Source organism: Sulfurimonas sp., assembly GCF_027056685.1.
GTDB lineage: Bacteria > Campylobacterota > Campylobacteria > Campylobacterales > Sulfurimonadaceae > Sulfurimonas.
This window is the reverse complement of sequence record NZ_JALUKE010000212.1, coordinates 1-20,561: the sequence shown is the minus strand read 5'-3', so window position 1 is coordinate 20,561 and position 20,561 is coordinate 1. Positions and strand designations below refer to the sequence as shown.

At 38.3% G+C, this 20,561-nt stretch carries 22 protein-coding genes; 4 read left to right on the top strand and 18 right to left on the bottom strand.

Going from position 1 to position 20,561, the window contains the following annotated elements; translation table 11 throughout:
• From ppsA to MVY38_RS09360, 14 genes are all read right to left on the bottom strand, one after another.
• On the bottom strand, positions 1–2,244 hold a 2,244-nt coding region (gene ppsA / locus MVY38_RS09425; protein ID WP_297485565.1), incomplete at its 3' end, for a phosphoenolpyruvate synthase.
• 97 nt (positions 2,245–2,341) lie between these two features.
• Positions 2,342–3,013 (bottom strand): hypothetical protein, encoded by a 672-nt coding sequence (locus MVY38_RS09420; RefSeq protein ID WP_297485563.1) that lies wholly within the window; start codon positions 3,011–3,013, stop codon positions 2,342–2,344.
• 44 nt (positions 3,014–3,057) lie between these two features.
• Complete coding sequence (locus MVY38_RS09415; protein ID WP_297485561.1) at positions 3,058–4,107, bottom strand: HAMP domain-containing sensor histidine kinase; 1,050 nt, start codon at positions 4,105–4,107, stop codon at positions 3,058–3,060.
• A complete protein-coding gene (locus MVY38_RS09410; protein WP_297485559.1) occupies positions 4,094–4,732 on the bottom strand; it encodes a response regulator transcription factor in 639 nt (212 codons plus the stop codon). Before MVY38_RS09410 ends, MVY38_RS09415 begins: the two co-directional genes overlap by 14 nt.
• A gap of 20 nt (positions 4,733–4,752) precedes the next feature.
• A complete protein-coding gene (locus MVY38_RS09405) occupies positions 4,753–5,592 on the bottom strand; it encodes a DUF3187 domain-containing protein (protein ID WP_297485557.1) in 840 nt (279 codons plus the stop codon).
• A gap of 67 nt (positions 5,593–5,659) precedes the next feature.
• Positions 5,660–6,166 (bottom strand): hypothetical protein, encoded by a 507-nt coding sequence (locus MVY38_RS09400; RefSeq protein ID WP_297485555.1) that lies wholly within the window; start codon positions 6,164–6,166, stop codon positions 5,660–5,662.
• 114 nt (positions 6,167–6,280) lie between these two features.
• Positions 6,281–6,559 (bottom strand): type II toxin-antitoxin system RelE/ParE family toxin, encoded by a 279-nt coding sequence (locus tag MVY38_RS09395; RefSeq protein WP_297485553.1) that lies wholly within the window; start codon positions 6,557–6,559, stop codon positions 6,281–6,283.
• Entirely contained in the window at positions 6,546–6,815 is a 270-nt protein-coding gene (locus tag MVY38_RS09390; RefSeq protein WP_297485551.1) for a hypothetical protein, read from the bottom strand. The genes MVY38_RS09395 and MVY38_RS09390 overlap by 14 nt, the downstream gene beginning before the upstream one ends.
• Positions 6,816–6,893: 78 nt before the next feature.
• Entirely contained in the window at positions 6,894–9,965 is a 3,072-nt protein-coding gene (locus tag MVY38_RS09385; protein ID WP_297485549.1) for a CusA/CzcA family heavy metal efflux RND transporter, read from the bottom strand.
• A gap of 8 nt (positions 9,966–9,973) precedes the next feature.
• Complete coding sequence (locus tag MVY38_RS09380; protein ID WP_297485547.1) at positions 9,974–11,065, bottom strand: efflux RND transporter periplasmic adaptor subunit; 1,092 nt, start codon at positions 11,063–11,065, stop codon at positions 9,974–9,976.
• Positions 11,058–12,230, bottom strand: a complete 1,173-nt coding sequence (locus MVY38_RS09375) for a TolC family protein (protein WP_297485545.1) — start codon at positions 12,228–12,230, stop codon at positions 11,058–11,060. The genes MVY38_RS09380 and MVY38_RS09375 overlap by 8 nt, the downstream gene beginning before the upstream one ends.
• A gap of 54 nt (positions 12,231–12,284) precedes the next feature.
• Entirely contained in the window at positions 12,285–12,605 is a 321-nt protein-coding gene (locus MVY38_RS09370; RefSeq protein ID WP_297485543.1) for a hypothetical protein, read from the bottom strand.
• Between the two features lie 8 nt (positions 12,606–12,613).
• Positions 12,614–13,768 (bottom strand): SO_0444 family Cu/Zn efflux transporter, encoded by a 1,155-nt coding sequence (locus MVY38_RS09365; protein ID WP_297485541.1) that lies wholly within the window; start codon positions 13,766–13,768, stop codon positions 12,614–12,616.
• Positions 13,769–13,777: 9 nt separating this feature from the next.
• Positions 13,778–14,035 carry a hypothetical protein gene (locus MVY38_RS09360; RefSeq protein WP_297485539.1) on the bottom strand — a complete coding sequence of 86 codons (258 nt, stop codon included), beginning with the start codon at positions 14,033–14,035 and terminating at the stop codon, positions 13,778–13,780.
• A gap of 80 nt (positions 14,036–14,115) precedes the next feature.
• On the opposite strand from MVY38_RS09360, the gene MVY38_RS09355 reads away from it, so the two are divergent.
• Positions 14,116–14,418, top strand: coding sequence for a metalloregulator ArsR/SmtB family transcription factor (locus MVY38_RS09355; RefSeq protein ID WP_297485537.1), 303 nt, complete (start codon positions 14,116–14,118; stop codon positions 14,416–14,418).
• Here MVY38_RS09355 and MVY38_RS09350 read toward each other — a convergent pair whose 3' ends face one another.
• Genes MVY38_RS09350 through modA form a run of 3 tightly spaced genes read right to left on the bottom strand, consistent with a single transcriptional unit; the run spans position 14,419 to position 16,621 of the window.
• Positions 14,419–14,610, bottom strand: a complete 192-nt coding sequence (locus MVY38_RS09350) for a YwbE family protein (protein WP_297485535.1) — start codon at positions 14,608–14,610, stop codon at positions 14,419–14,421.
• Between the two features lie 2 nt (positions 14,611–14,612).
• Positions 14,613–15,863: a serine--tRNA ligase gene (gene serS / locus MVY38_RS09345; RefSeq protein ID WP_297485533.1), complete on the bottom strand. Its 1,251-nt coding sequence runs from the start codon at positions 15,861–15,863 to the stop codon at positions 14,613–14,615.
• 38 nt (positions 15,864–15,901) lie between these two features.
• Positions 15,902–16,621 carry a molybdate ABC transporter substrate-binding protein gene (modA, locus tag MVY38_RS09340; protein WP_297485531.1) on the bottom strand — a complete coding sequence of 240 codons (720 nt, stop codon included), beginning with the start codon at positions 16,619–16,621 and terminating at the stop codon, positions 15,902–15,904.
• A 161-nt stretch (positions 16,622–16,782) separates the two neighbouring features.
• On the opposite strand from modA, the gene MVY38_RS09335 reads away from it, so the two are divergent.
• Positions 16,783–18,537 carry an HD domain-containing phosphohydrolase gene (locus MVY38_RS09335; RefSeq protein ID WP_297485529.1) on the top strand — a complete coding sequence of 585 codons (1,755 nt, stop codon included), beginning with the start codon at positions 16,783–16,785 and terminating at the stop codon, positions 18,535–18,537.
• Here the strand turns inward: MVY38_RS09335 and MVY38_RS09330 are convergent.
• Positions 18,534–19,445, bottom strand: a complete 912-nt coding sequence (locus MVY38_RS09330) for a methylenetetrahydrofolate reductase (protein WP_297485527.1) — start codon at positions 19,443–19,445, stop codon at positions 18,534–18,536. The two genes, MVY38_RS09335 and MVY38_RS09330, sit on opposite strands and share 4 nt — an antisense overlap.
• A 21-nt stretch (positions 19,446–19,466) precedes the next feature.
• Here MVY38_RS09330 and serB point away from each other — a divergent pair, with 21 nt between their 5' ends.
• Together serB and MVY38_RS09320 are read left to right on the top strand one after the other, a co-directional pair.
• Positions 19,467–20,123: a phosphoserine phosphatase SerB gene (gene serB / locus MVY38_RS09325; RefSeq protein ID WP_297485567.1), complete on the top strand. Its 657-nt coding sequence runs from the start codon at positions 19,467–19,469 to the stop codon at positions 20,121–20,123.
• Positions 20,124–20,131: 8 nt separating this feature from the next.
• Positions 20,132–20,449 carry a hypothetical protein gene (locus MVY38_RS09320; protein WP_297485525.1) on the top strand — a complete coding sequence of 106 codons (318 nt, stop codon included), beginning with the start codon at positions 20,132–20,134 and terminating at the stop codon, positions 20,447–20,449.
• Positions 20,450–20,561 lie beyond the last annotated feature (112 nt).

Sequence of the window (20,561 nt, the reverse complement as noted above, 5' to 3'; positions counted from 1 at the left end):
CCCCTCAGTTGCAAGGCGAATCATCTCTTTGACACCCTCATCTCGCTCATCATAATCAAACGCAACCACTTCGCTGTCACGGTCAACTCCAAGTGTAAGTTGTGTAAGGTCATTACTACCGATGCTAAATCCGTCAAATATTTTACTAAAGGCATCTATTTGAATGACATTGTTTGGAATTTCACACATTACATAGATTTCTAAGCCATTTTCACCCTGTTTAAGCCCATATTTTGCCATAGTGTCGATGACTTTTTGACCCTCTTGCACTCTACGACAAAATGGAATCATAAGCGTAACATTTGTAAAGCCCATCTCATCTCGTACACGCTTCATGGCCGCACATTCAAGTGCAAATCCCTCTTCATAGTTTGGATGAGCGTAACGAGATGCACCACGAAAACCAATCATAGGATTGTCCTCTTTTAACTCAAAAGTAGTACCACCTAAAAGCGTTGCATATTCGTTTGATTTAAAATCACTCATGCGAACAACACATTTTTTAGGATAGACAGCAGATGCTAGAGTTGCTACACCCTCAGAGAGTGTTTTAACAAAAAAGTCTTCCATTGAGCTATATGCCTCAGTAAGTTCTTGTAGTTTTGCTCTTGTTTCATCATCGACTTTTTCAGGATGTTTAAGTGCCATAGGGTGCGCCTGAATGTACTCGTTAATGATGAACTCCATTCTTGCAAGTCCTATTCCATCAACAGGTAATGAGCTTAGAGAAAATGCAAGGTCTGGATTTCCAAGATTCATCATAATCTCTGTTTTTGTTTTTGGAAGATTTGAGAGATCTGTTTTTTGGATTTCATATTTTAAAATACCTTCGTAAATATGACCATCTTCGCCCTCAGCACAACTCACCGTAACTTTATCAGCATCTGCAAGAACTTCTGTAGCATTGTCACATCCTACAACAGCAGGGATGCCAAGTTCGCGTGAAAGAATTGCCGCATGACAAGTACGCCCACCTTTGTTTGTAATGATAGCAGCCGCTATTTTCATAATTGGTTCCCAATCAGGGTTGGTGGTATCGGCTACTAAAACTTCACCAGCCTTAAAAGTATCTAACTCTTCTACACCCTTGATATAGTGTGCTTTTCCTTGTCCAATTTTTGTGCCGATTGCCTGACCAGTTACGAGAACTTTACCACTCTCTTGCATATGGTAAACTTCTAAGATATTTCCATGTTTTTGACTCTCTACCGTTTCAGGACGAGCCTGTACCATATAAAGGTGCCCATCATCACCATCTTTTGCCCACTCCATATCCATTGGTTTATGATAGCCTGCTTTCTCAGAGTAGTGTTTTTCAACCTTGATTGCATAATCAGCAAGAACCATAACATCATCATCACTCAGACAAAAATGAGATTGTTGCTCTTTTGTTGTTGGAATGTTTTTTGTATATTCAACGGCGATATTGTCAAGGTTGATGGTATCTGTAAATACCATTTTTTTCTCTTTTGAGCCTAAAGAGCGTTTGAGTACGGTTCTAAAGCCTTTGTTGAATGTCGGTTTATGAACATAAAAGGCATCAGGGTTGACTGTTCCCTGTACTACATTTTCACCAAGACCAAGCGCTGCGTTTATAAATACAACATCTTTAAATCCCGTCTCTGTATCGAGTGAGAACATTACACCACTTGCAGCTTTATCACTACGAACCATTTTCATAACAACAACAGAGAGATATACTTTTAAGTAATCAAAACCATTGTCATATTTGTAGTGAATAGAACGGTCGGTAAAGTTTGAAGCAAGACAACGCTTGTAAGCGTCAAGTAGTTCATCTGCAGTTGCGATATTTAAGTAAGTGTCGTTTTGTCCTGCAAAAGAGGCTTCAGGGGAGTCTTCAGCAGTTGCAGAAGAACGAACAGCTACTGAAAGATTTTCGCCGTATTCCTCTTTTAGTTTTTCATAAGCACTTAAGATGTCACTTTTTAAATCAGCAGGAATTTCACAGTTGTAAACTATGTCACGACATTTTTTACCTGCAGTTTGTAGGGCATCTACACTCGTTACATCAAGATTGTCAAGTTGTTCATGTAACTCTTTCCATGCATCATTTGCATCAAGCAGATGCACATACGCATCTGATGTTACAGCAAAACCATTAGGAACGCGAACACCTTCACTCGTTAGATTTTGATACATCTCTCCAAGAGAAGCATTCTTTCCGCCGACTTCGGCAACATCTGCTATACCTATCTCATTAAACCATTTAACATTTTGTGACATCTGTAAACTCCATCTAATTAAGTTATTAGATGTATTTTACTCCTCTGAAAGTAAACACAATGTGACATATGTCACTTTTAAAGAGTATTTTTAAATTTTAATGAGGCATATTTCCTATATTCTGAGTTTGCGATGTTTGTTTCATAGCACTATTTTGCATGGCACCCATATTTACTGCTGGGGCATGTGTCGCTTTTTGATGTTCACCTGTTTGTGCTGCTGCTAGTTGCATAGCTCCATTTACAAGTGCTGTTGTCGCATGTAAATTTCGTGATTGAATCTCTTGTGTTTTAACAATTCTATCTGCCATTACACCTATTTTATCTGCCATTTTTAAAATTCTGTCTGACATTGTGCCAATATCATCAGATAGACGAAGTGTAGTTTTTGAAAGTGTCTGTAGTGTTGCTTTATAATCATCACTTGCATTATCGGCTTCATGTGCACTAAGATAAGAAATCTCTTTTGCCATTACTACTGATTGAGAACTGAGTTCTTCAAGACTATTCATAGCTTGGATTGCCTCTTTTTTACTTGAAAAACTTTGCGCTTGTTGTTGAGTGAATTTGGCAACTGCATCTGAGTAGTTGTTTACTTTTTCTTCATAATTAGCTAATTTTGTTTGACTTTTTGAAATAGAGTCTAAAGAACTCATAGCCGTAGTGTTGATTGTTTTTGCATCATTTACCAACATATCTAAACCTGTTGTTGTTTCACTTGCAAAAAGTGCTACTGTTAGTAGTGAAAGACCTAAAATTGATTTTTTCATAATATAACTCCTTGTTTTGATAGTAGAAGTATATTATTTTAGTGTTAGCGAAGTGTTAGTGGCGCAAGATTTAAGTAAAAGAGTGTTCCTTTATTAAGCTGACTCTCAAGAGAGATTTTTATTTTTAACTCTTCACAAAGTTTTTTGACAATATGCAGCCCTATGCCAATGCCACGCTCTTGCTCTTTGTAAAAACGCTCAAAGACTCGTTTTGGATTTTTGATGCCTTTGCCGCTGTCTTGTATAAGAAGATTATTCTCTTCATAGCGAATATTTACTGTGCCATTGTTTTTATTGTACTTAGCTGCGTTTGAGAGTAGGTTATCTACAATTCTACTAAAGGCATCTTTGTTTGTAAAGAGTTTTACATTCATGGGTGCAACACTAAAGTGAATGTTTTTGTAGTTGCTGCTTATAAGATTTACTCTCTCTTGTAAAAACTCATAGAGTTCGAACTCCTCTTTTTGGCTTGCATGAGCGTTTAGGTAAGAGCGTAAGTTTGATTGAAGATTTAGGATGTTGGCTACACTGTTTTCTATTCGTTTCATCTGTGATGTTTCGCCAAATTTACTTTTGAGCATTGCAATATTTAAACGCAAAGTAGAGAGTGGGGTATTAAAGTCGTGTAAAATATCTTTGATGAATTCTTCAGTTAAACGCAGTGCATTACGCAGTGGAGAGAGCGCATATAGAGCAAAGCCAAAAGAGAGCAGGGCAATGATAAATTCAAGTACTAAAAACTGTAACAATAGGCTGCGTTTAATCTTGCTTATTTTTGCAGTATAAAGGCTCTTTTTAAGATAAATTTTGAGGTAATTCTTTTTTGAATTGGGAATGGTAAAGTAGGAGGTTAGTTCATCCTGTTTTTTGTAGAGCTTGTAGAGTTCATGTCCATCTTTTGGAACAAAATCTATGCCATACTCTTTACACTGCAGATCAAAACTACAGATACGCATTTGTGAAAATATCTGCTCGTCAAGTGTTTGCACCTCTTTTTGGTAGTTGATAAAAAAGAGGGCAGTAATAAGTAGTGATTGGGAAAAGAAGAAAAGAAAAAAACTTTTAAAAAGTGACTCTTGCTCAACTTTTTTCAAGAATATACCCCACACCACGAATATTTTTTACAGGAAGTCCTGTAATGTGTTTAAATTTACTCAGAGCCACACGAAGTGCTGAGTCTGATGGATTGACAAGGCAGTCCATCAAAACAGTTTTATCGAGAACATTACCAATGTTTTGCATAAAGATGTCACATAAACACTCTTGCACTTCACCAAGAGGAACGATATTTCCATCTTTATGCAACTCTTTCTTCTCAGGTGAATAGCGTAGGTTTTTGTACTCTATATCTTTGCTGACCTGTGAGAGTTTAGCTTTAACGCGTATGAGTAACTCCTCTGGAAAAAAAGGTTTTTTGATGTAGTCATCAGCACCCACTTCAAAGCCTTTTGCGATGGTGTTTAAGTCTATAAGCGCACTAATAAAGATGGTAGGAGTATTGTCATCTGCATTTCTGAGACTCTCTAGCAGTTCTATACCGTTCATATCAGGGACATTGATGTCAAAAACATACAAATCATACTTATTGTCATAACTTGCATCGACTGCGTCATTGCCATTATGCACAAGTGTTACCTTGTACTCATGCATCTCAAGCAACTCTTGTAGCGTCTCTGCGAGTTCATAATCATCTTCGAGTAGCAGTATCTTTTTGTGCATCTTTTTTTCCTTGTAAACTTTTAAAAGTAGTAACCGACTTTGAGAGAAACAGCGTTGTCACTTGCTGTATCACTTAAACCATAGGCATAAGAGAAGATTAAAAATCGATTTTTATCTATAGAATAATATCCATAAAGAGATGCTGTTTGTATGTCTTCAATGCCTTTGTAGATACTGTTGGAAAGATTGTATGCACCACTCATATAGAGTTTATTTGTAAAATAGTAACCTAAACCTGCACTATATGAATTTGTGTCTTGATAGATATAGTTAGTGTTAGTCGTATTCACATCATCATCATTAATCATAGTGTAGCTGTAACCGCCAAAAACATTTACTTTAGCTACTGTATAACTAAGACTTGCAGAGCCTGTGTAGTCTGTATTGTTATTATTGAGTGATGTTTGGTATGTTGGCAGCAATGCTCCCGCACCTAAACGCAGCGATAAATTTTTGATAGGTCTGAAATTATAAGCGGCTCCAATAAAGGAGTCATTCATTCCCTGCTCGCTGTAAGTTTTTGCTTTTGTCGTATAGTATGATGTAGATGCTTGAAGGGAAAAATTACCATAGTAATAATCCATCTGTAAAGAGCCAGAATAAGTGTCTGTTTGATTGAGCGTAGCATAATTTGAATCGGCAAAATTTGCACCGATGATTATATCAGCATGTCCTTTTGATGCTTTTTTAACAGAGAGTTTTTTAATACTACATCCATTAATATCTACTAAATCTGTTAAAGGTGTATTTGGACATTTGTCAACACTATTAGCTACTCCATCCATATCTGAATCAGAATAAGCAAAAAGTCCACTAGAGAGAAGAGAAGATGCTATTAATATAGGTAAAATTTTATTCATTTATTTCTCCTGAAAAATTGGAACTTAGAGTGGTATAACCACTCTAAAAAGTGATTATACTATGTTATTAATGACGACTACCAAAATTGTTCTGTTGTGTTTGATCATTTTGATGTTGTGTTTGATCATTTTGATGTTCCATATGATCCATATAATTCATATGATCTCCAGCTTGCATTTGATTTGTCCTTTGAGCTTGATCCATGTGTTGCATAGCATGTGCTTGATGCTCTTGAATCATATCCTGTGCGTGATTTTTTGTATCTTGCGCATTTTTATGCATTGTCTCGCCCATATCTTGACCTGCTTGCATATTTTCTTGAGCATGACCCTGCATTTTCTCTTGCATTTGAGCAATAGCATCTGTGCGCTCTTGTACATTCATATTTGCAAGTTGTTCTTTAAACTGGTTCATAAGTTGTACACGCTCTTGTGCAGGTGCATTTTGAATTTTTGTGATTTGAGCATCAATACCTGAGTTAGTGTTACTTGACTGTGTTGCAGTATCATCTGCCATACCTAAAGTTAATGCTCCAAGAAGAGCTACTGATAATGTGATTTTTGCGAAATTCATTTTGAATCCTTTGTGTCTTTAATTTTCAAACTTGGAACTCTTTGCTTTTTGAAGCGACTTCCTTGTTTTGATAGTGGTATTATCACATAAGAGTGTAAGCGGAGTGTTAGCAGTTTATTTGTTTATCCATTTAAAGATGTCGATGATGGCTATTGTCTTATTTTCTAGGTCTATTATATAAATAATTGTGTAACCTTTAAAGATTAAGTCTCTTATATTTGTATCGTTGTAGTACAAAGATTGTCGGTACTTATAGGGCATATTAACTATATTGGTAATTTTGTTGTCAAGTTTAGAGAGAAAATCAAAAGCTTTATTGAAACTGTCTTGAGCAATATATTCTAAAATAGGCTCTAAATTAGAGATATAAGTCTCTTCTCTAATTATCTGCATATTTACTCTTTAAACTTTGCATATACTTATGCATATGATTTTCATACTCTTGTTCATTTAAATATGTGCCTGTTCTATGCTGATACTTTTTCACAGCATCAACTACTCTTTTTTTCGCTTCATCCGTTGTAATGGCAGGGTAGCCATCATCAACTAACTCAAAAAGAAATTCTTTAACCTTTTCTTGCACATCAATTCCACTTTGTACTACATTTTGGTAGACACTGTCTTCGAGTTCTATTTTAAGTGTTCGCATTATTTTTCCTTGATGACGCTTTTATGTATTATAGCAAGTTGCAGGTGTAGAGTGTCTGAACTTACTTTGTTCTTCTCTCTACTTTACAACTTTTTTAGAGCCACTTTTCTCATAAAAAAGCAAATAGGTCGCAGGCAGTATCAAGAGTGTAAGCAGCGTTGAACTGATGATGCCTCCTGTGATGACCACTGCGAGTGGGTACTGTATTTCACTTCCTACACCCGAGGCGTAAAGCAGCGGGAGTATGCCAAAGAGTGTGGTAAACGCAGTCATCAGTACCGGTCTTAAACGCAGTAGTGTTGCATCTTTAAGCACTGTTTTTAAAGGTACATCAGGGAATTTCAAACGCAGCTCATCGATGAAGCTTACCAAAACAATGCCGTTTAATATGGCAATGGCAAAAATAGCTAAAAATCCCACAATAGCTGAAACAGAGAGATAGATACCGCTGATAAGCAGGGCAATTATGCCTCCTATAAAGCCAAATGGAACATTGAGCAGAATTATGAACGCCTTTTTAAAGGAGTTAAACGCAGTATAGAGGAGTAAAATGACTACTAAAAGCGTAATAGGAATGATGAGCATCAGTTTTTGTGTTGCCTCTTGCATATTTTTAAAGTCACCTGCCCAGCCTATGTAGTAACTTGCGGGTATTTTTACTTTTTTCTTTATTATTTTGTCAGCCTCTTCTACAAATGAGGCGATGTCCCGTCCCTCTACATCCATTGAGAGCACCATATAGCGGCTGAGGTTCTCACGCTTTATAAATGATGCACCTTGGACTATTTGAATGTTGCATATTTGCGCTAAAGTGACAAGCTTGCCACTTTTTGAACGCAGCGTTACATTTTTGAGTGATTCTATATCTTTTTTGGCATTTTTTATCTTTGCTACAATGCCAAAGCGTCTTATGCCTTCTATTTTTTGTGTAACCGCCTCTTCGCCGATGCCGTTTCGTATAACCTCCATAACTTCATCAACGCTGATTCCATAACGAGCCAGTGCGAGATAGTCAGGTGCGATCTTTATCTGTGCCTGACCGAGCTGCGTTTCAATCTCCATACGCTCAAGACCGTCTACATTTTTTATGGCAGATTGGATCTCTTTTGCAATGGTATCGAGCACTTTTTGGTCATCTCCGTAGATCTTTATGGCAAGTTCGGCTTTTACACCTTCTAAAAGCTCTTCAATACGCATAGCAATAGGCTGTGTCGGTACGAACTGCACATAAGAGAACTGCTCTCCAAGGTCTTCACTCATTTTTTTTGTGAGTGCAGGCAGGTCTTTTATGTCAGGTTTAAGTGTCAAGAGAATTTCCATGTAGTTCGCCTGCGCGGTCTCTCCTTTTTCACTTCTTCCTATCATCGCAAGTACTGAACTTACATCGTCTGGGTAGTTTTTCAAAATGTACTTTTCTATTTTTTTCGAAGTATCTACCGACTGAGTCAGAGCCGTTCCGGGAATGGCGATGACACGGTACATAATAGACTCTTCATTGAGCGAAGGCAAAAACTCGCGCCCTTGTTGGGTTAAGATATATGCTAAAACTATAAAGAGCAGACTCACTGCTGCCAAGATTGTTTTTGCATTGTCAAGTGCTAAACGCAGTGCAGGGGTGTAGGCTTTTTTTATCGCTTTCATCACGCTGTTTTCAGCTGATTTTGAGGGCTTGAGCAGCATCAAAACAAGCACAGGTACTAAAATGAGTGCAACAAGCAAAGAGCCAAGCATAACAAAGACGATGTTAAGTGCCATTGGGGTGTAGAGCTTTCCTGCTAGCCCATCAAGTGAGAGTAGGGGAATAAAAACCGCCGCAATGATAAGCACTGCAAAGGTAACAGGCTTTGCAACCTCTTGGGCAGCTTGGGTGACTATGGCAAGTTTTGGTGCATCGGGCTTTTCGTGAATGAGTCGAAAAGAGTTCTCTACTATTACGATGGTTCCATCGACTATCATCCCCACGGCAATGGCTAGACCGCTCAGACTCATAAGGTTCGCCGAGAGATTATAATAATCCATCAACAAAAATGCAATAAGCAACGAAATAGGGAGTGATATGATGACTATAAAGGCACTGCGAAGCTCGAATAAAAAGAGAAAAAGAACAATGGCAACCAAAATCACACCACTCAGCAGTGCCGATGTCATCGTATTTATCGCTTTATGCGTTATCTCAGTTCTGTCATAGATGGTCGCTATCTTTACACCATCAGGCAGGGCTGTGTTTACGGTTTGTATCTTCTCTTTGAGGCGCTCTACTACTTTGGCTGCGTTTGTAGCGCTGCGTTGGAGTACCATTCCCATGACAGCCTCTTTTGCATCGATGCTTACCGCACCAAAACGGGGAGCCGAACCTTTGGCAACATTGGCAACATCACCGATGGTTACGGCTTGACCTTCTGTTGCTTTTACTACGGTGTTACGGATGTCATCGAGAGTTTTATACAGACCTGCACCACGAATGAGATACTGCTCACGGTTAAACTCAAGATACTGTCCACCGGCTGCTTGGTTGGACTTTTGGAGTGCTTGGATGATGTCATCGTAGGTGATGCCAAAATCTTGGAGCTTTTTCGTATCGACCAAAACATTGTACTGCTTCTCGTCTCCTCCCCAGCTGACAACCTCTTCAACACCCGAGACAGACTTAAAAAGTGGAGCAACGATGTACTCTTGCATCTCTTTAAGCTCGCGCAGAGAGTATTTGCCTCTGGTGTCTTTGATTTGGTACCAAAAGACCTGTCCAAGCCCTGTGGTGTTTGGACCAAGTACCGGCTTGCCCCAGCCTTTTGGAATATCAACACTGCTCAGGCGCTCTGAGACAAGTTGTCGTAAAAAGTAGATGTCCATAGCATCATCAAAAAAGACACTCACATAGGAGAGCCCGAAGATGGAGTTTGACATAATGAGCGTGACCCCTGCCATTCCTGAGAGTGCGGATTCTACAGGGTATGTAATGAGCTTTTCAATGTCCTCAGCCGAATTTCCCGGACTCTCTGTGTAGATCACAACCTGTTTTGGCGTGATGTCAGGAAAGGCGTCGATGGGAATCTCAGTGTAGGCTTTATAGCCAAAGAGCGAGATGGCGATAAACGCAACAATAACGAGGATTTTATACTTGAGCGAAAGCTCTATGAGTTTGTCTAACATACTAACTCCTAATCCCCATCACCCAAAGAGGATTTAAGCAGAGCAGACTTGATGTAGTAACTCTTGTCACTTACATAAACCTCACCTAGCTTTAGCCCCTCAACGGCAACATAGTTTTCATCTGAGGCAAGAACCTTAACGACTTTTATATCGTAAGGTACAGCCTCTTTTTCTTCCTCATTTGCTTCTTCTTTAGCGCTTTCTTCTTCTTCTTCGCCATTTGGTACAAAGACAACCCACTCATTGTTAAAAAAGCTCAGTGCCGATTTTTTTACCGCAAGATGTTCAAACTTCTTTCCAAAGTAGAGTGTTGCTTCTACATAGGCGTTAATGAAGAGGTTATCTACTTTTTCATCGACGCTTGAGAGCGCTATAACCCTTTGTGTTGCTTCATCGACATTTGGCATTATCTGCGTGATATGTGTTACTATCTTTTTGCCTGCATAATCTACTATGAGCTTATCGCCGAGTTTTGCCTTTGTAGCATACTCAATTGGCAGATAGGATTTGATGTAGTAGGCTTGTTCTTTTGCAATGTTAACTATAGGATCATTTTCACTTACAGAAGAGTGGAGTGGTTTAAGCAGTGCGCTTACTCTTCCGCCGCTGTGAGAGCGTAGAACATACGAGGCACTTGCTTTTGTTAGATGCTTTGTATCTATACCTAAAGTCATAAGTTGTGATTCGAGTGCATTGAGCTTCGCGGCTATGGTATTCTTTTTGATGCTCTCATTGTTGAGTTCAGACATAGAGGTCATCCCCTTTTCATAGAGCTTTTTAAGGGCATCATAATTTTTCTCAGATGAAGCGAGCTGCTTTTTGAGTGAGAGATAATCTGCTGTCATCTTAGAGACGACAATGGACTCTATAAGTGCAATTCTTTGTCCCTTTTTAACGACCTGTGCAGGTTTTACATAGTACTTTTCCAAGTGCCCTGCAACGATGGAAGTTATCGCCTCTTGTGCGTTTGAAAGTTGGATGACTTTTGCGTTTATCTTTTGAGACTGCGAAAAATCGTGCAGCGAAACTTTTTGTGTCGGTATCTCCATGGCAGTGAGTGTTGCGCCAAGCAGAGTGAGTGTGAGTAGTATTTTATTCATTATATGCTCCTGTGAGGTAGTTGTACTCTATGATGTTGTTCTCTTTTTTTGTGTTGATGTCTATGAGTTTCTCTTGTGTGCGTATCATCTGGTTTTTTATAAGTTGCAGCTCTACGAGATTTATATTGGCTATTTTGTAGCCATCTTCATACATCAGCAAAAGTTCATTTTGTGCATTTATGAGCGCTTGTGTGCTCTTTTGAAGAGCGCTAAGTTTGTCGATGAGACGCACGGTTTTGTTCAGTGTGAAGTTTTGAGCGGTTCTTGTCTGCTCAAAGAGCAACTGCTGCGTTTGGGCTTGGAGTTTTGCTATTTTTTTCTCTTCTTGTTTTGCATTGAAAACTACAAGCGGAATGTTCATACCAACTCGGTAGATGGCTTGGTCAGGCTCTTTTTCATACTCGGCACGCATTTCGAGCCATTCGAGTTTGTTGGCACTCAGCGCTGCGTTTGCGGATGCCTCTTTTTGGCGCGATTGTAAAACTGCGAGTTCGGGAGCGCTCAGAGGTGCATTTTCTGTTTTGAGTTTGAATGTGTAGTTACTCTCTAGTTCCGGCTCTGTTTGCAAACCTGCAAATGCAAGTAACTTGTAGTGGGCATCTGTTTTTGCCACTGTGAGCGTGTCAAGGTTGTTTTTCGCGCGTTTGACATCGAGTGTGGCTTGGAGGTATTTTACTCGTGCAATTGTGCCGCTCTCAAATCGTGCTTTTGAAATCTCGGCAATCTTTTGCGCGATTTGCAGCTCCTGAGCTGCGAGTGTTTCTCTTTTTACAAGGCGCTTATAGGCAACATACTTTAAAGAGAGCACTTTTATAAACGCAGCACGAGTGAGTTTCACTTTCTCTTTTGCGCTGGTGAGTTGGGCTTGGCTCAGTGCATCTCTGTCACTGTCTACACCCCATAAACGCAGTGGTTGTGTAAGTTCTATGCGAAAGCCATTGTCACTTGCGTTTGAGGCATCTTGCTCAAACTGTGAAGCCTCAAGTGCCAAAGTAGGGTTTTTGTAACGAGTTGTTATTTTACTCTGCTCTTTGCTCTGCTCAATACGCATAGCATTTGCTTTCAAATAAGGGCTTTTAGATAAAGCCTCCTCTTTGAACTGCTCAAAATCCTGAGCATACAAAGAGAGTGTTGCCAAAAATGGCAAAAGCAATCTTTTTTTCATAATCTATCCTGATGATAATTTAGTTTTTTGACAGAAGTCTAGGTTGTAGGTTGTTTAGAGTGTGACAGGGGGTTTAAAAAGTGTGTTGTAGGGAGTGTACTCATACGAAATTACAAAAAAGTGAGGGACTGCGTTTAGAGTAGTATTCTCGAATATTATTGGGAGTTCTGAGAGTATAACAACTGTGTGAAACGCAGCGTGAATGTGGCAAATGTCGCCATCTATTATGTGGGTCTCAGAAGAAGAGAACTCATGGACATATTCTTGTGCATTGCAGCTGTGCGTATCGAGCGCATCAATGACAAAAGCGTGCAGTGATGTAAAGCTAAGAGCGAACAACAGTACGAATGTAAGGAGTCTTCTTCTTTTCATCATCTACTTTTTCACTTACTCGCACAGCAGCTTGGCTGTTCTTTGACAAAGTAGGGCTTTATGATGTAGTAAAGCACAAATGCCCAGAGAATAACTGTCGAAGCCCACGCCGCTATGCCGAAGTCCTCATGCACATGCACAAGCTCATTGACACTAACATCACGCAGCAGATAATCAAGCCCGAAACCAAAAAGAACTGAACCTACAATGATGGTACCAAGGTAGATGACAAGTGTAGTCGAGCCAAGCATCTTTTTGACTACTCCAATGGTGACCGTATTTGTCGCAGGTCCTGCACTTAAAAATACAAACGCAGCACCCGGAGAAACACCCGCAAGCATGAGTCCCGCGGCAATTGGGAGTGATGCAGTAGCACAGACATACATCGGCACGGCGATGATAAGCACGATGATATAGGAGAGCCAGTTGTACTTGATGAGAATATCACTCAAATTCTCGGGAACGGCCACTGTTATGAGCGCACCAAGAAGCAGTCCCACAAGAAGTGGAGAGGCTATGTCTTTTAAAAGTGTACCAAAAGCGTAAGAGAGAGCGCGTTTAGGCATACAACTTTTCTCTGTCTCACATGAAGTGCCACTACAGCAGCTTCCATCGCTGCAACTTTCTTCTTTTTCCTCTTTGTTTGGTGTTTGCACAGCAGAAAATGCCATCGCTGCGTTTGGCTGCGTTTGAGGTGCTACCATACTAAACGCAGCCTTTGGTGCTGCTGCCTTTTCTTCCTCTTTTTGCTCCTCTTTTGCGTAGATATTTGTTAAGATCCCTGCAATTATGGAGACTATCATGGAAGTGATGACGCGGTAGATAGTAAATGCCCAGCCAAACATTCCGTAAGTTGCTAAAATGGAGTCCACGCCTGTAATAGGGGTAGAAATGAGAAAAGAGAGGGTTGAACCATTGCTTGCTCCACTCTTTTTAATTCCAGCAGCAAGAGGAATGACACCACAAGAACAGACAGGAAGTGGAATACCAAAAATAGTTGATTTGATAACCGAGACGACAGAGTCGTGTCCGAGATGATTTTTTACAATGCTATCGGGTACCAACTCATGTAAAAAGGCTGCAAAGATGAGCCCAAAGAGAATGTAGGGTGCCATTGCGTTGCTTAGATCTAGTAGTGCTGAAAAAAAGAGTGTTATGTATTCCATTACAGTCCTTTAGTGTGTCTCTATCTTGACAGTTCCACATTTTGAGCTACTTTGTCTTTGTTGCTTATTTTCATATTTATTGCCGCCGCATTTCATATTTCTCATGCTATGTATTTGCATCTGTATATGCTTATTTTGCATTTCTGCTTTGTCCTCTACTGTTTGATTAGCATGAGGCTTTGCATAACTTGCTTTGTATATATCTTTTGCGTTCATTGCTAAGAGTGCACTTACACTTAGAAGTGCCGTTAAAAGTAACTTTTTCATAATTCACCCTTTTTTATCATTTGGTATGATATAATTCATATAACAGAATTGTTATATAATAAAACTTCAAAAGAGATTAGATGCAAAGATTAGTTCAAATAGCCAAAATATTATCAGATATAAACAGAGTGAAAATTATTGCTTTGATGCAGCGAGAAAAAGAGCTTTGCGTGTGTGAAATATGCGATACCCTCACACTCTCTCAGCCACTTGTTTCGCGTCACTTGAAACTAATGCGCGAAGCAGAACTCGTACAAACAAGACAGAGTGGAAAGTGGATGATATACAGTCTGACGCAAAATAAAATTCTCAACTGTTTACTAGAAGATTTGCAAGAGGAGTTTGCACAGCTGCCAAAGATTGTTGCCTGTGCAAGGTGTTAGTTAATATATCTCTTGAACACGCCCAACTTCCCCACTCATCAAGCGTACTTTTATACCGTGAGGATGTGTAGGTGATTTTGTGAGAATGTCACGGACTATGCCATCTGTCAGGTATCCTGTGTCTTGATCTTTTTTAAGAACTATTGCGACACTCATTCCATGCTTTAGATTGGCTCGTTTTTTTCCATCCATTTTTAGAGTCCCATATAAGGTTTTAATACTTCAGGAATTGTAATGCTTCCATCTTCGTTTTGGTAGTTTTCCATAATGGCGACTATGGTGCGACCTACGGCTAATGAACTTCCATTGAGTGTATTTACAAGTTCATTTTTCTTGCCGTTTTTGTAACGGATTTTTGCACGGCGTGCTTGGAAATCTCTTGTGTTACTTATGGAACTTATTTCACGGTATGTATTTTGACCTGGTAGCCACACCTCGATGTCTGTTGTATGTGCTGCACCAAATCCTAAATCACCCGTACATAAGTTTACCAAACGATGGGGGAGTTCAAGTGCTGTCAAAATCTCAGAGGCAGTCTTTACCATATCATCAAATATAGCTTCACTCTCTTGGGGTTTTGTTATACAGACAAGCTCTACCTTGTGGAACTGGTGCTGACGGATAATGCCACGAGTATCGCGTCCTGCTGCACCTGCTTCTTTTCTATAACAAGATGTGTAGCCTGTCATTTTAATTGGGAGATTATCTGCTGGAATTATCTCATCTTGAAATAGGTTTGTCAAAGGAACTTCTGCAGTAGGAATAAGAAAAAGTTCTTGTCCTTCTATTTTATAAAGATCGTCTTCAAATTTTGGAAGTTGCCCAGTGCCTTCGAGTGCTTTTCTGTTTACAATGTGTGGCACACTTACTTCTGTGTAGCCTTTTTTTGCATTGTAATTGAGCATAAAGTTGATGAGTGCGCGTTCAAGTTTTGCACCCATGTCATAAGCAACACTAAAGCGGCTTCCTGCAAGTTTGACACCACTCTCGAAATCTATCCAGCCGTTTTGTTCTGCAAGTTCCCAGTGCTCTTTTGGCGTAAATGAAAACTCTTTTGGCGTAAGCACACGACCGAGCTCAACATTAGACTCTTCATCTTCACCGTCTGGAACATCATCATCTGGAATGTTAGGAATTGCCATTGCAATTTTTTCAAGCTCCTCTTGGCGGAGTCTTTGCACTTCAAGTGCATCTGCAATGCGGATTTTATTTTCATCTACTTTTGCTTTAAGCTCTGAGATGTCCTTTCCCTCACGCTTGTAAACACCAAACTCTTTACTCATAGCATTTTGTGCGGCTTGGAGGGATTCAAAATTTACTTTTGCCTCTTTCAGCTCTTCAAATTTCACTTTTACTTTTTCAAGTAGTTTCTCATCAACGCCTTTACGCATCAGTTTTTTGCTAACAGTATCAAACTCTTTTTGGAGTAGTTTTAAATCAATCATAATTTTCCTAATCAGTATTACTTAAATAATTAATGTGATTATAGCAAATTTATATATCCGTTGTCTTGAAAGATTTTTTTCCCTGCGTTTGAGTGGATAAATCGGAGAAATTTTTGTGCATTTGGATTTTTTAGACCCTCTTTTGATACAACATAAGCTTGAATAATAGGGGTATAGAGTTTTGTATCGATTTGTATCCAGTCTCTTCCCTCTTTTTTTCTCCCTTTTGGAAGAATATATAGAGCAGATTTTGATAAAAATCCGGCATCTCCTCTCCAAATAACATTATCTATAGCGCTCGCAACATCTGAAGAGTAGCGTACTTTTTCAAGTGTTTGTATAGAGCATTTAGAGTTTTTTAGTGCTTGCATTGCTGCTACTCCATAAGGAGCAGTCTGTTTGTTCGCTATTGTAATGTTTTTTATTTTTTTTGATCTGAGTACTTTGATTCCCTCTTTTTGAAGAGGAAGATATTTTGGTACAAAAAGTATAAGTAAGCCTTGCACATAATCTTTTGGTTTTGTGGCACTTTTTTTCGCCTTATAAATTTGTGCTGGATAGCGTTTGTTTGCTGAAAAATATATGTCGTACTCTTTACCATGTAGAATGGCATCTGCTAAATAGCCTGAAGAGTTGTATTGTATATGTACTGAGGCATTTGGATATTTTTTATAAAACGCTTCTATTATTTGAGGAAAAACAAACTCTAAATTACCCGATGCTAAGATGAAAGCTGGTCTTACATAATCTTTAGTCATATCTTTATCTGCTGATAAAGTGCTTATTTGTAGAAGTAAGAAAAAAAATAGTATAAGTTTTTTGTGCATTTGTTTTTCTTTAAAGTCAAATTCTTAAATAATTTTAGCATAAGTATATTTAATATTGCTATAATGTTATAAAATGAGAGCGGGATAGAGAGATGAAATACAAAGCAAAATTTATAAACCGAGTGATTTATCTTATTATATTTATTTGGAGTAGCATAGTTTTTGGCGCTATTTTGGTAAATGTAAAAAATAACTATGGTTATGCAGACTCTCTTGTAAAAACTGAAGCCATCGTAAGTGTAAAAAAAGATTTGGCATATCGCTCTTGGGGAGCTTCGCATGGTGGTGTTTATGTTCCCATAACAAAAAGTACACCTCCAAATCCCTACCTTTCCCATATAAAAAATCGTGATGTTTATACAACTGCTGGACAGCATTTAACGCTTATGAACCCTGCATACATACTCTCCCAAATGATGCATGACTATACAAAACTTTATGGAATAAAAGGTCATATAACAAGTCGAGTACTTATGAACCCTAAAAATAAGCCTGATGCATGGGAAGAAAAAGTGCTTAAAGAGGCAGAAATTACAAGAAAATCATACTCAACTAAAGAAGATATGGGTGGTGAAGAGTATTTTCGTTATCTTAGACCATTAGTAACGAAAAAGTCCTGTCTAAAATGTCATGCTTTTCAAGGCTATAAAGAGGGTGACATTCGAGGTGGTGTCTCTGTCTCTATTCCTATGAAACCTTATTATGATGAAGCATTTAAACACTCTCTTGAAGAGACAGCTGCTTTACTTTTTATATATTTACTTGGTTTAGGTGTTATATTTTATGGTAAAAAAAGAGCAAAAGAGCTTTTAGAAGAGAAAATAAAAGATTATGAACAGCATATATTTTCTCTTGTAAATATCATAGAAAAAAGGGACAGCTACACCGCTGGACACTCTAAAAGAGTTGCAAAATACTCTGTTCTTATAGCCGAGCAGATGGGTTATAATAAAGATAAACTTGACGATTTGTATCGTGCTTGTATGCTTCATGATATTGGAAAAATTTCTACACCAGATTCTATTTTACTAAAGCCGGGGCACTTAACTCCTTTAGAGTATGAAATTATTAAAGAGCATGTTGTTGTGAGTTATGAACTCTTAAATGGTGTCGATATTTATAAAGATATAGCAGAGATTGTAAGGCATCACCATGAACACTATGATGGAAGCGGCTATCCGCAAGGTCTTAAGGGAGATGAGATTCCTATGCTGTCTCAGATTATGACTGTTGCAGACTCTTTTGACGCAATGACGACAAATAGAATTTATAAAACAAGAAAAGATGTCTCTGTAGCACTTAGTGAGATGCAGCGTTTAGCAGGAAAACAGTTTCACTCTGAGGTTGTAAGAGCGGCATTAGTTGCCCTAAAAGATATATCTGTCGAGATGGAAATATCACAGCAGCCAAAAAGCAAAATAGAAAAAGAGCGTTTTTCATACTTCTACAAAGATCAGGTGACTGATGTCTATAACAAAGATTACCTAGAATTTGTGTTGGCATATAACCATACGGATGAGTTTAATATGCATTGTCTCAGTGCAGTTTCTTTGCATAATTTTAATCAATACAATAAAAAATATGGTTGGAATGAGGGTGATAAACTCCTTAAAAAGTTTGCGCAGGTTTTAGTCAATATAAATAAAAGTGAACTTGTTTTTCGAGTTTTTGGAGATAGTTTTATAGTTTTAAACTCTGAGCATTTTGATTTAAGCAAACACCTAGATGTGTTAAATGCAATTTTAGAGGGGAGTGGTGTTTCAATTTCTATAAAGCATTCTGATATGAAAACTGAAGATATAAAAATGCTTAGTGACATCGAAGCCCTTATAAGGCGTAAAGGCTAAACGAGTATATCTTTGGCGATGTTAAATTGATTTGCTGTCATAAGATGGATTTTTGGGTGAAGTTCTTTGAGTTCTTCAAAGAGTTTTTTACTAAGTTCAAACCCTACTTTATACTCTTCATCGACACCTTGTAGATTTGCTTTACGGAGTTTGTCTATCCAACACGGTGGAACATTGATGCCTGGTACATGAGAAGCTAAAAACTGTGCAGTGCGGAGTTTTGTGATTGGGAAAACTCCTAAAATAAGTTCTGCACTTTTATTTTCAGAACAACATGCTTCATTTGCTTCTTCTTTAAGTTCTAAAAGTTGTTTTGCATTTTCTACATCATAAACAGGTTGGGTTATAATACCAACTGCACCATGTTTTATCTTCTTTTGTATCTTTTTTTGGAGTGTTTTTGGATTTTTCGCATAGGAGTTCACTACAGCAAAAGGGTAGATATGCTTAGGTGCCTCGGCAAAAGGTTTTGCCGCATAGTCCATTCCTGAGTTAAACGCAGCAATGATGTCTAAAAGCAGCGATGAATCGGCTTCAAAGACACCCTTTGCGTTTGGCTGGTCACTTATGGTTGCTGGGTCGCCAGTGAGTGCTAAAATAGTGCGAATATCAAACTCATTTGCACCAAGCAGGTCAGATTGGAGTGCTATTTTATTTCTATCTCGCATACTCATAGTTGCAATGACTGGCTTATGAAATCTCTCTTGGAGTAATTTAGCCCCAAAGAGCGCATTAAACTTAAGTTTTGCTAGAGGATTATCTGTTGTAGAGAATCCATCTACCATTTCATTAAGTCCAAGTGCTGCTATTTTATCAATAGTAGGCGTGAAAGTTGCAGAGTGCCCAGGGGTAGTCTCAAGTGTAATATATGTATCGTTTTTTAACTTGTTTATCAGTGTCTCAAACAAAAAAATTCCTATTTCGCTATAATTTCGACATTATATACAAAAGAGAGAAAATTTATGCTAAAACTTGCGGTATTTGACTTTGATTCGACATTAATGGATGGTGAAACTATTGACTTCTTTGCGGATGAATTAGGAATAGGTGAAGAGGTTGCGCGTATTACTGAAGAGGCTATGAGTGGGAGACTTGATTTTTTTGAGTCTTTACAAAAAAGAGTAGGGCTTTTAAAAGGGCTTGATTATTCAGTAGTTGAAAAAATTTCTCACTCTTTACCATATATGGCTGGAGCAAAAGAGACTATTGCCGCGCTTAAAAGTCAGGGTATGACTGTTGTATGTTTTAGCGGAGGTTTTCGTACTGCTACTTCTTATGCAAAAGATATATTGGGCTATGATGCAGACTTTTCAAATGTCTTGCATGAAAAAGATGGAAAGCTTACGGGGCTTGTCGGTGGAGATATGATGTTTAATTTCTCAAAAGGCGATATGCTAGTACGCTTGCAGAATGTTTTAGGTGTAAGTAAAGAAGAGACACTTGTTTGTGGCGATGGTGCAAATGACCTTTCTATGTTTGCGCATGCTGGAACTCGTGTTGCGTTTTGTGCAAGAGAGATTTTAGAGCGTGAAGCTAACATCATCATTAAAGAGAAAAATCTCTCTTTGATATTAGAAAAAATATAAGGATAAATATGTTAAAAAATACAGTGTGGAGACAGTACCACGATGAGAATAACTTTAGAGAAAAACTTGCAGAATTTTGTAAGATGGATAGTTTGGATCTAATGGAAGACGATAAAGATTTATATAGTGTTTTAAAAGCAAAGCTTACAAAAAAAGAGCTCAAACTTTTTGCTATGGATACGGCAGGTCTTGATTCTGAGGTGATTAAAAGTGAATTTGATTATGATGATGAAGCAGTAGAAAAAGCGAAATTTAAACTTTATAAAAAACTTATACAAGATAAAACTAGACTCTCATTTCGTCAAACAAAAGAGTTATTTGAGTAAGATTTTAAAACTTACTCTTCTTGATTTTGTTTTATCTTCTACTGCGTTTAGCATAATCTTATCTTTGTAGCTTGTCCCGCTTCCTTTTAAAATGCTTGTGAGATAGTGCTGC

Excerpts from the sequence above, each read along its gene's own strand:
- MVY38_RS09390 (WP_297485551.1), bottom strand. The coding sequence starts at position 6,815 with ATGCGAACACTTAAAATAGAACTCGAAGACAGTGTCTACCAAAATGTA.
- MVY38_RS09355 (WP_297485537.1), top strand. The coding sequence starts at position 14,116 with ATGCAAAGATTAGTTCAAATAGCCAAAATATTATCAGATATAAACAGA.
- MVY38_RS09320 (WP_297485525.1), top strand. The coding sequence starts at position 20,132 with ATGTTAAAAAATACAGTGTGGAGACAGTACCACGATGAGAATAACTTT.
- MVY38_RS09335 (WP_297485529.1), top strand. The coding sequence starts at position 16,783 with ATGAAATACAAAGCAAAATTTATAAACCGAGTGATTTATCTTATTATA.
- modA (WP_297485531.1), bottom strand. The coding sequence starts at position 16,621 with ATGACTAAAGATTATGTAAGACCAGCTTTCATCTTAGCATCGGGTAAT.
- MVY38_RS09400 (WP_297485555.1), bottom strand. The coding sequence starts at position 6,166 with ATGAATTTCGCAAAAATCACATTATCAGTAGCTCTTCTTGGAGCATTA.
- MVY38_RS09375 (WP_297485545.1), bottom strand. The coding sequence starts at position 12,230 with ATGAAAAAAAGATTGCTTTTGCCATTTTTGGCAACACTCTCTTTGTAT.
- MVY38_RS09385 (WP_297485549.1), bottom strand. The coding sequence starts at position 9,965 with ATGTTAGACAAACTCATAGAGCTTTCGCTCAAGTATAAAATCCTCGTT.
- MVY38_RS09405 (WP_297485557.1), bottom strand. The coding sequence starts at position 5,592 with ATGAATAAAATTTTACCTATATTAATAGCATCTTCTCTTCTCTCTAGT.
- MVY38_RS09410 (WP_297485559.1), bottom strand. The coding sequence starts at position 4,732 with ATGCACAAAAAGATACTGCTACTCGAAGATGATTATGAACTCGCAGAG.
- MVY38_RS09380 (WP_297485547.1), bottom strand. The coding sequence starts at position 11,065 with ATGAATAAAATACTACTCACACTCACTCTGCTTGGCGCAACACTCACT.
- serS (WP_297485533.1), bottom strand. The coding sequence starts at position 15,863 with ATGATTGATTTAAAACTACTCCAAAAAGAGTTTGATACTGTTAGCAAA.
- MVY38_RS09360 (WP_297485539.1), bottom strand. The coding sequence starts at position 14,035 with ATGAAAAAGTTACTTTTAACGGCACTTCTAAGTGTAAGTGCACTCTTA.
- MVY38_RS09395 (WP_297485553.1), bottom strand. The coding sequence starts at position 6,559 with ATGCAGATAATTAGAGAAGAGACTTATATCTCTAATTTAGAGCCTATT.
- MVY38_RS09420 (WP_297485563.1), bottom strand. The coding sequence starts at position 3,013 with ATGAAAAAATCAATTTTAGGTCTTTCACTACTAACAGTAGCACTTTTT.
- MVY38_RS09370 (WP_297485543.1), bottom strand. The coding sequence starts at position 12,605 with ATGATGAAAAGAAGAAGACTCCTTACATTCGTACTGTTGTTCGCTCTT.
- MVY38_RS09350 (WP_297485535.1), bottom strand. The coding sequence starts at position 14,610 with ATGGATGGAAAAAAACGAGCCAATCTAAAGCATGGAATGAGTGTCGCA.
- MVY38_RS09365 (WP_297485541.1), bottom strand. The coding sequence starts at position 13,768 with ATGGAATACATAACACTCTTTTTTTCAGCACTACTAGATCTAAGCAAC.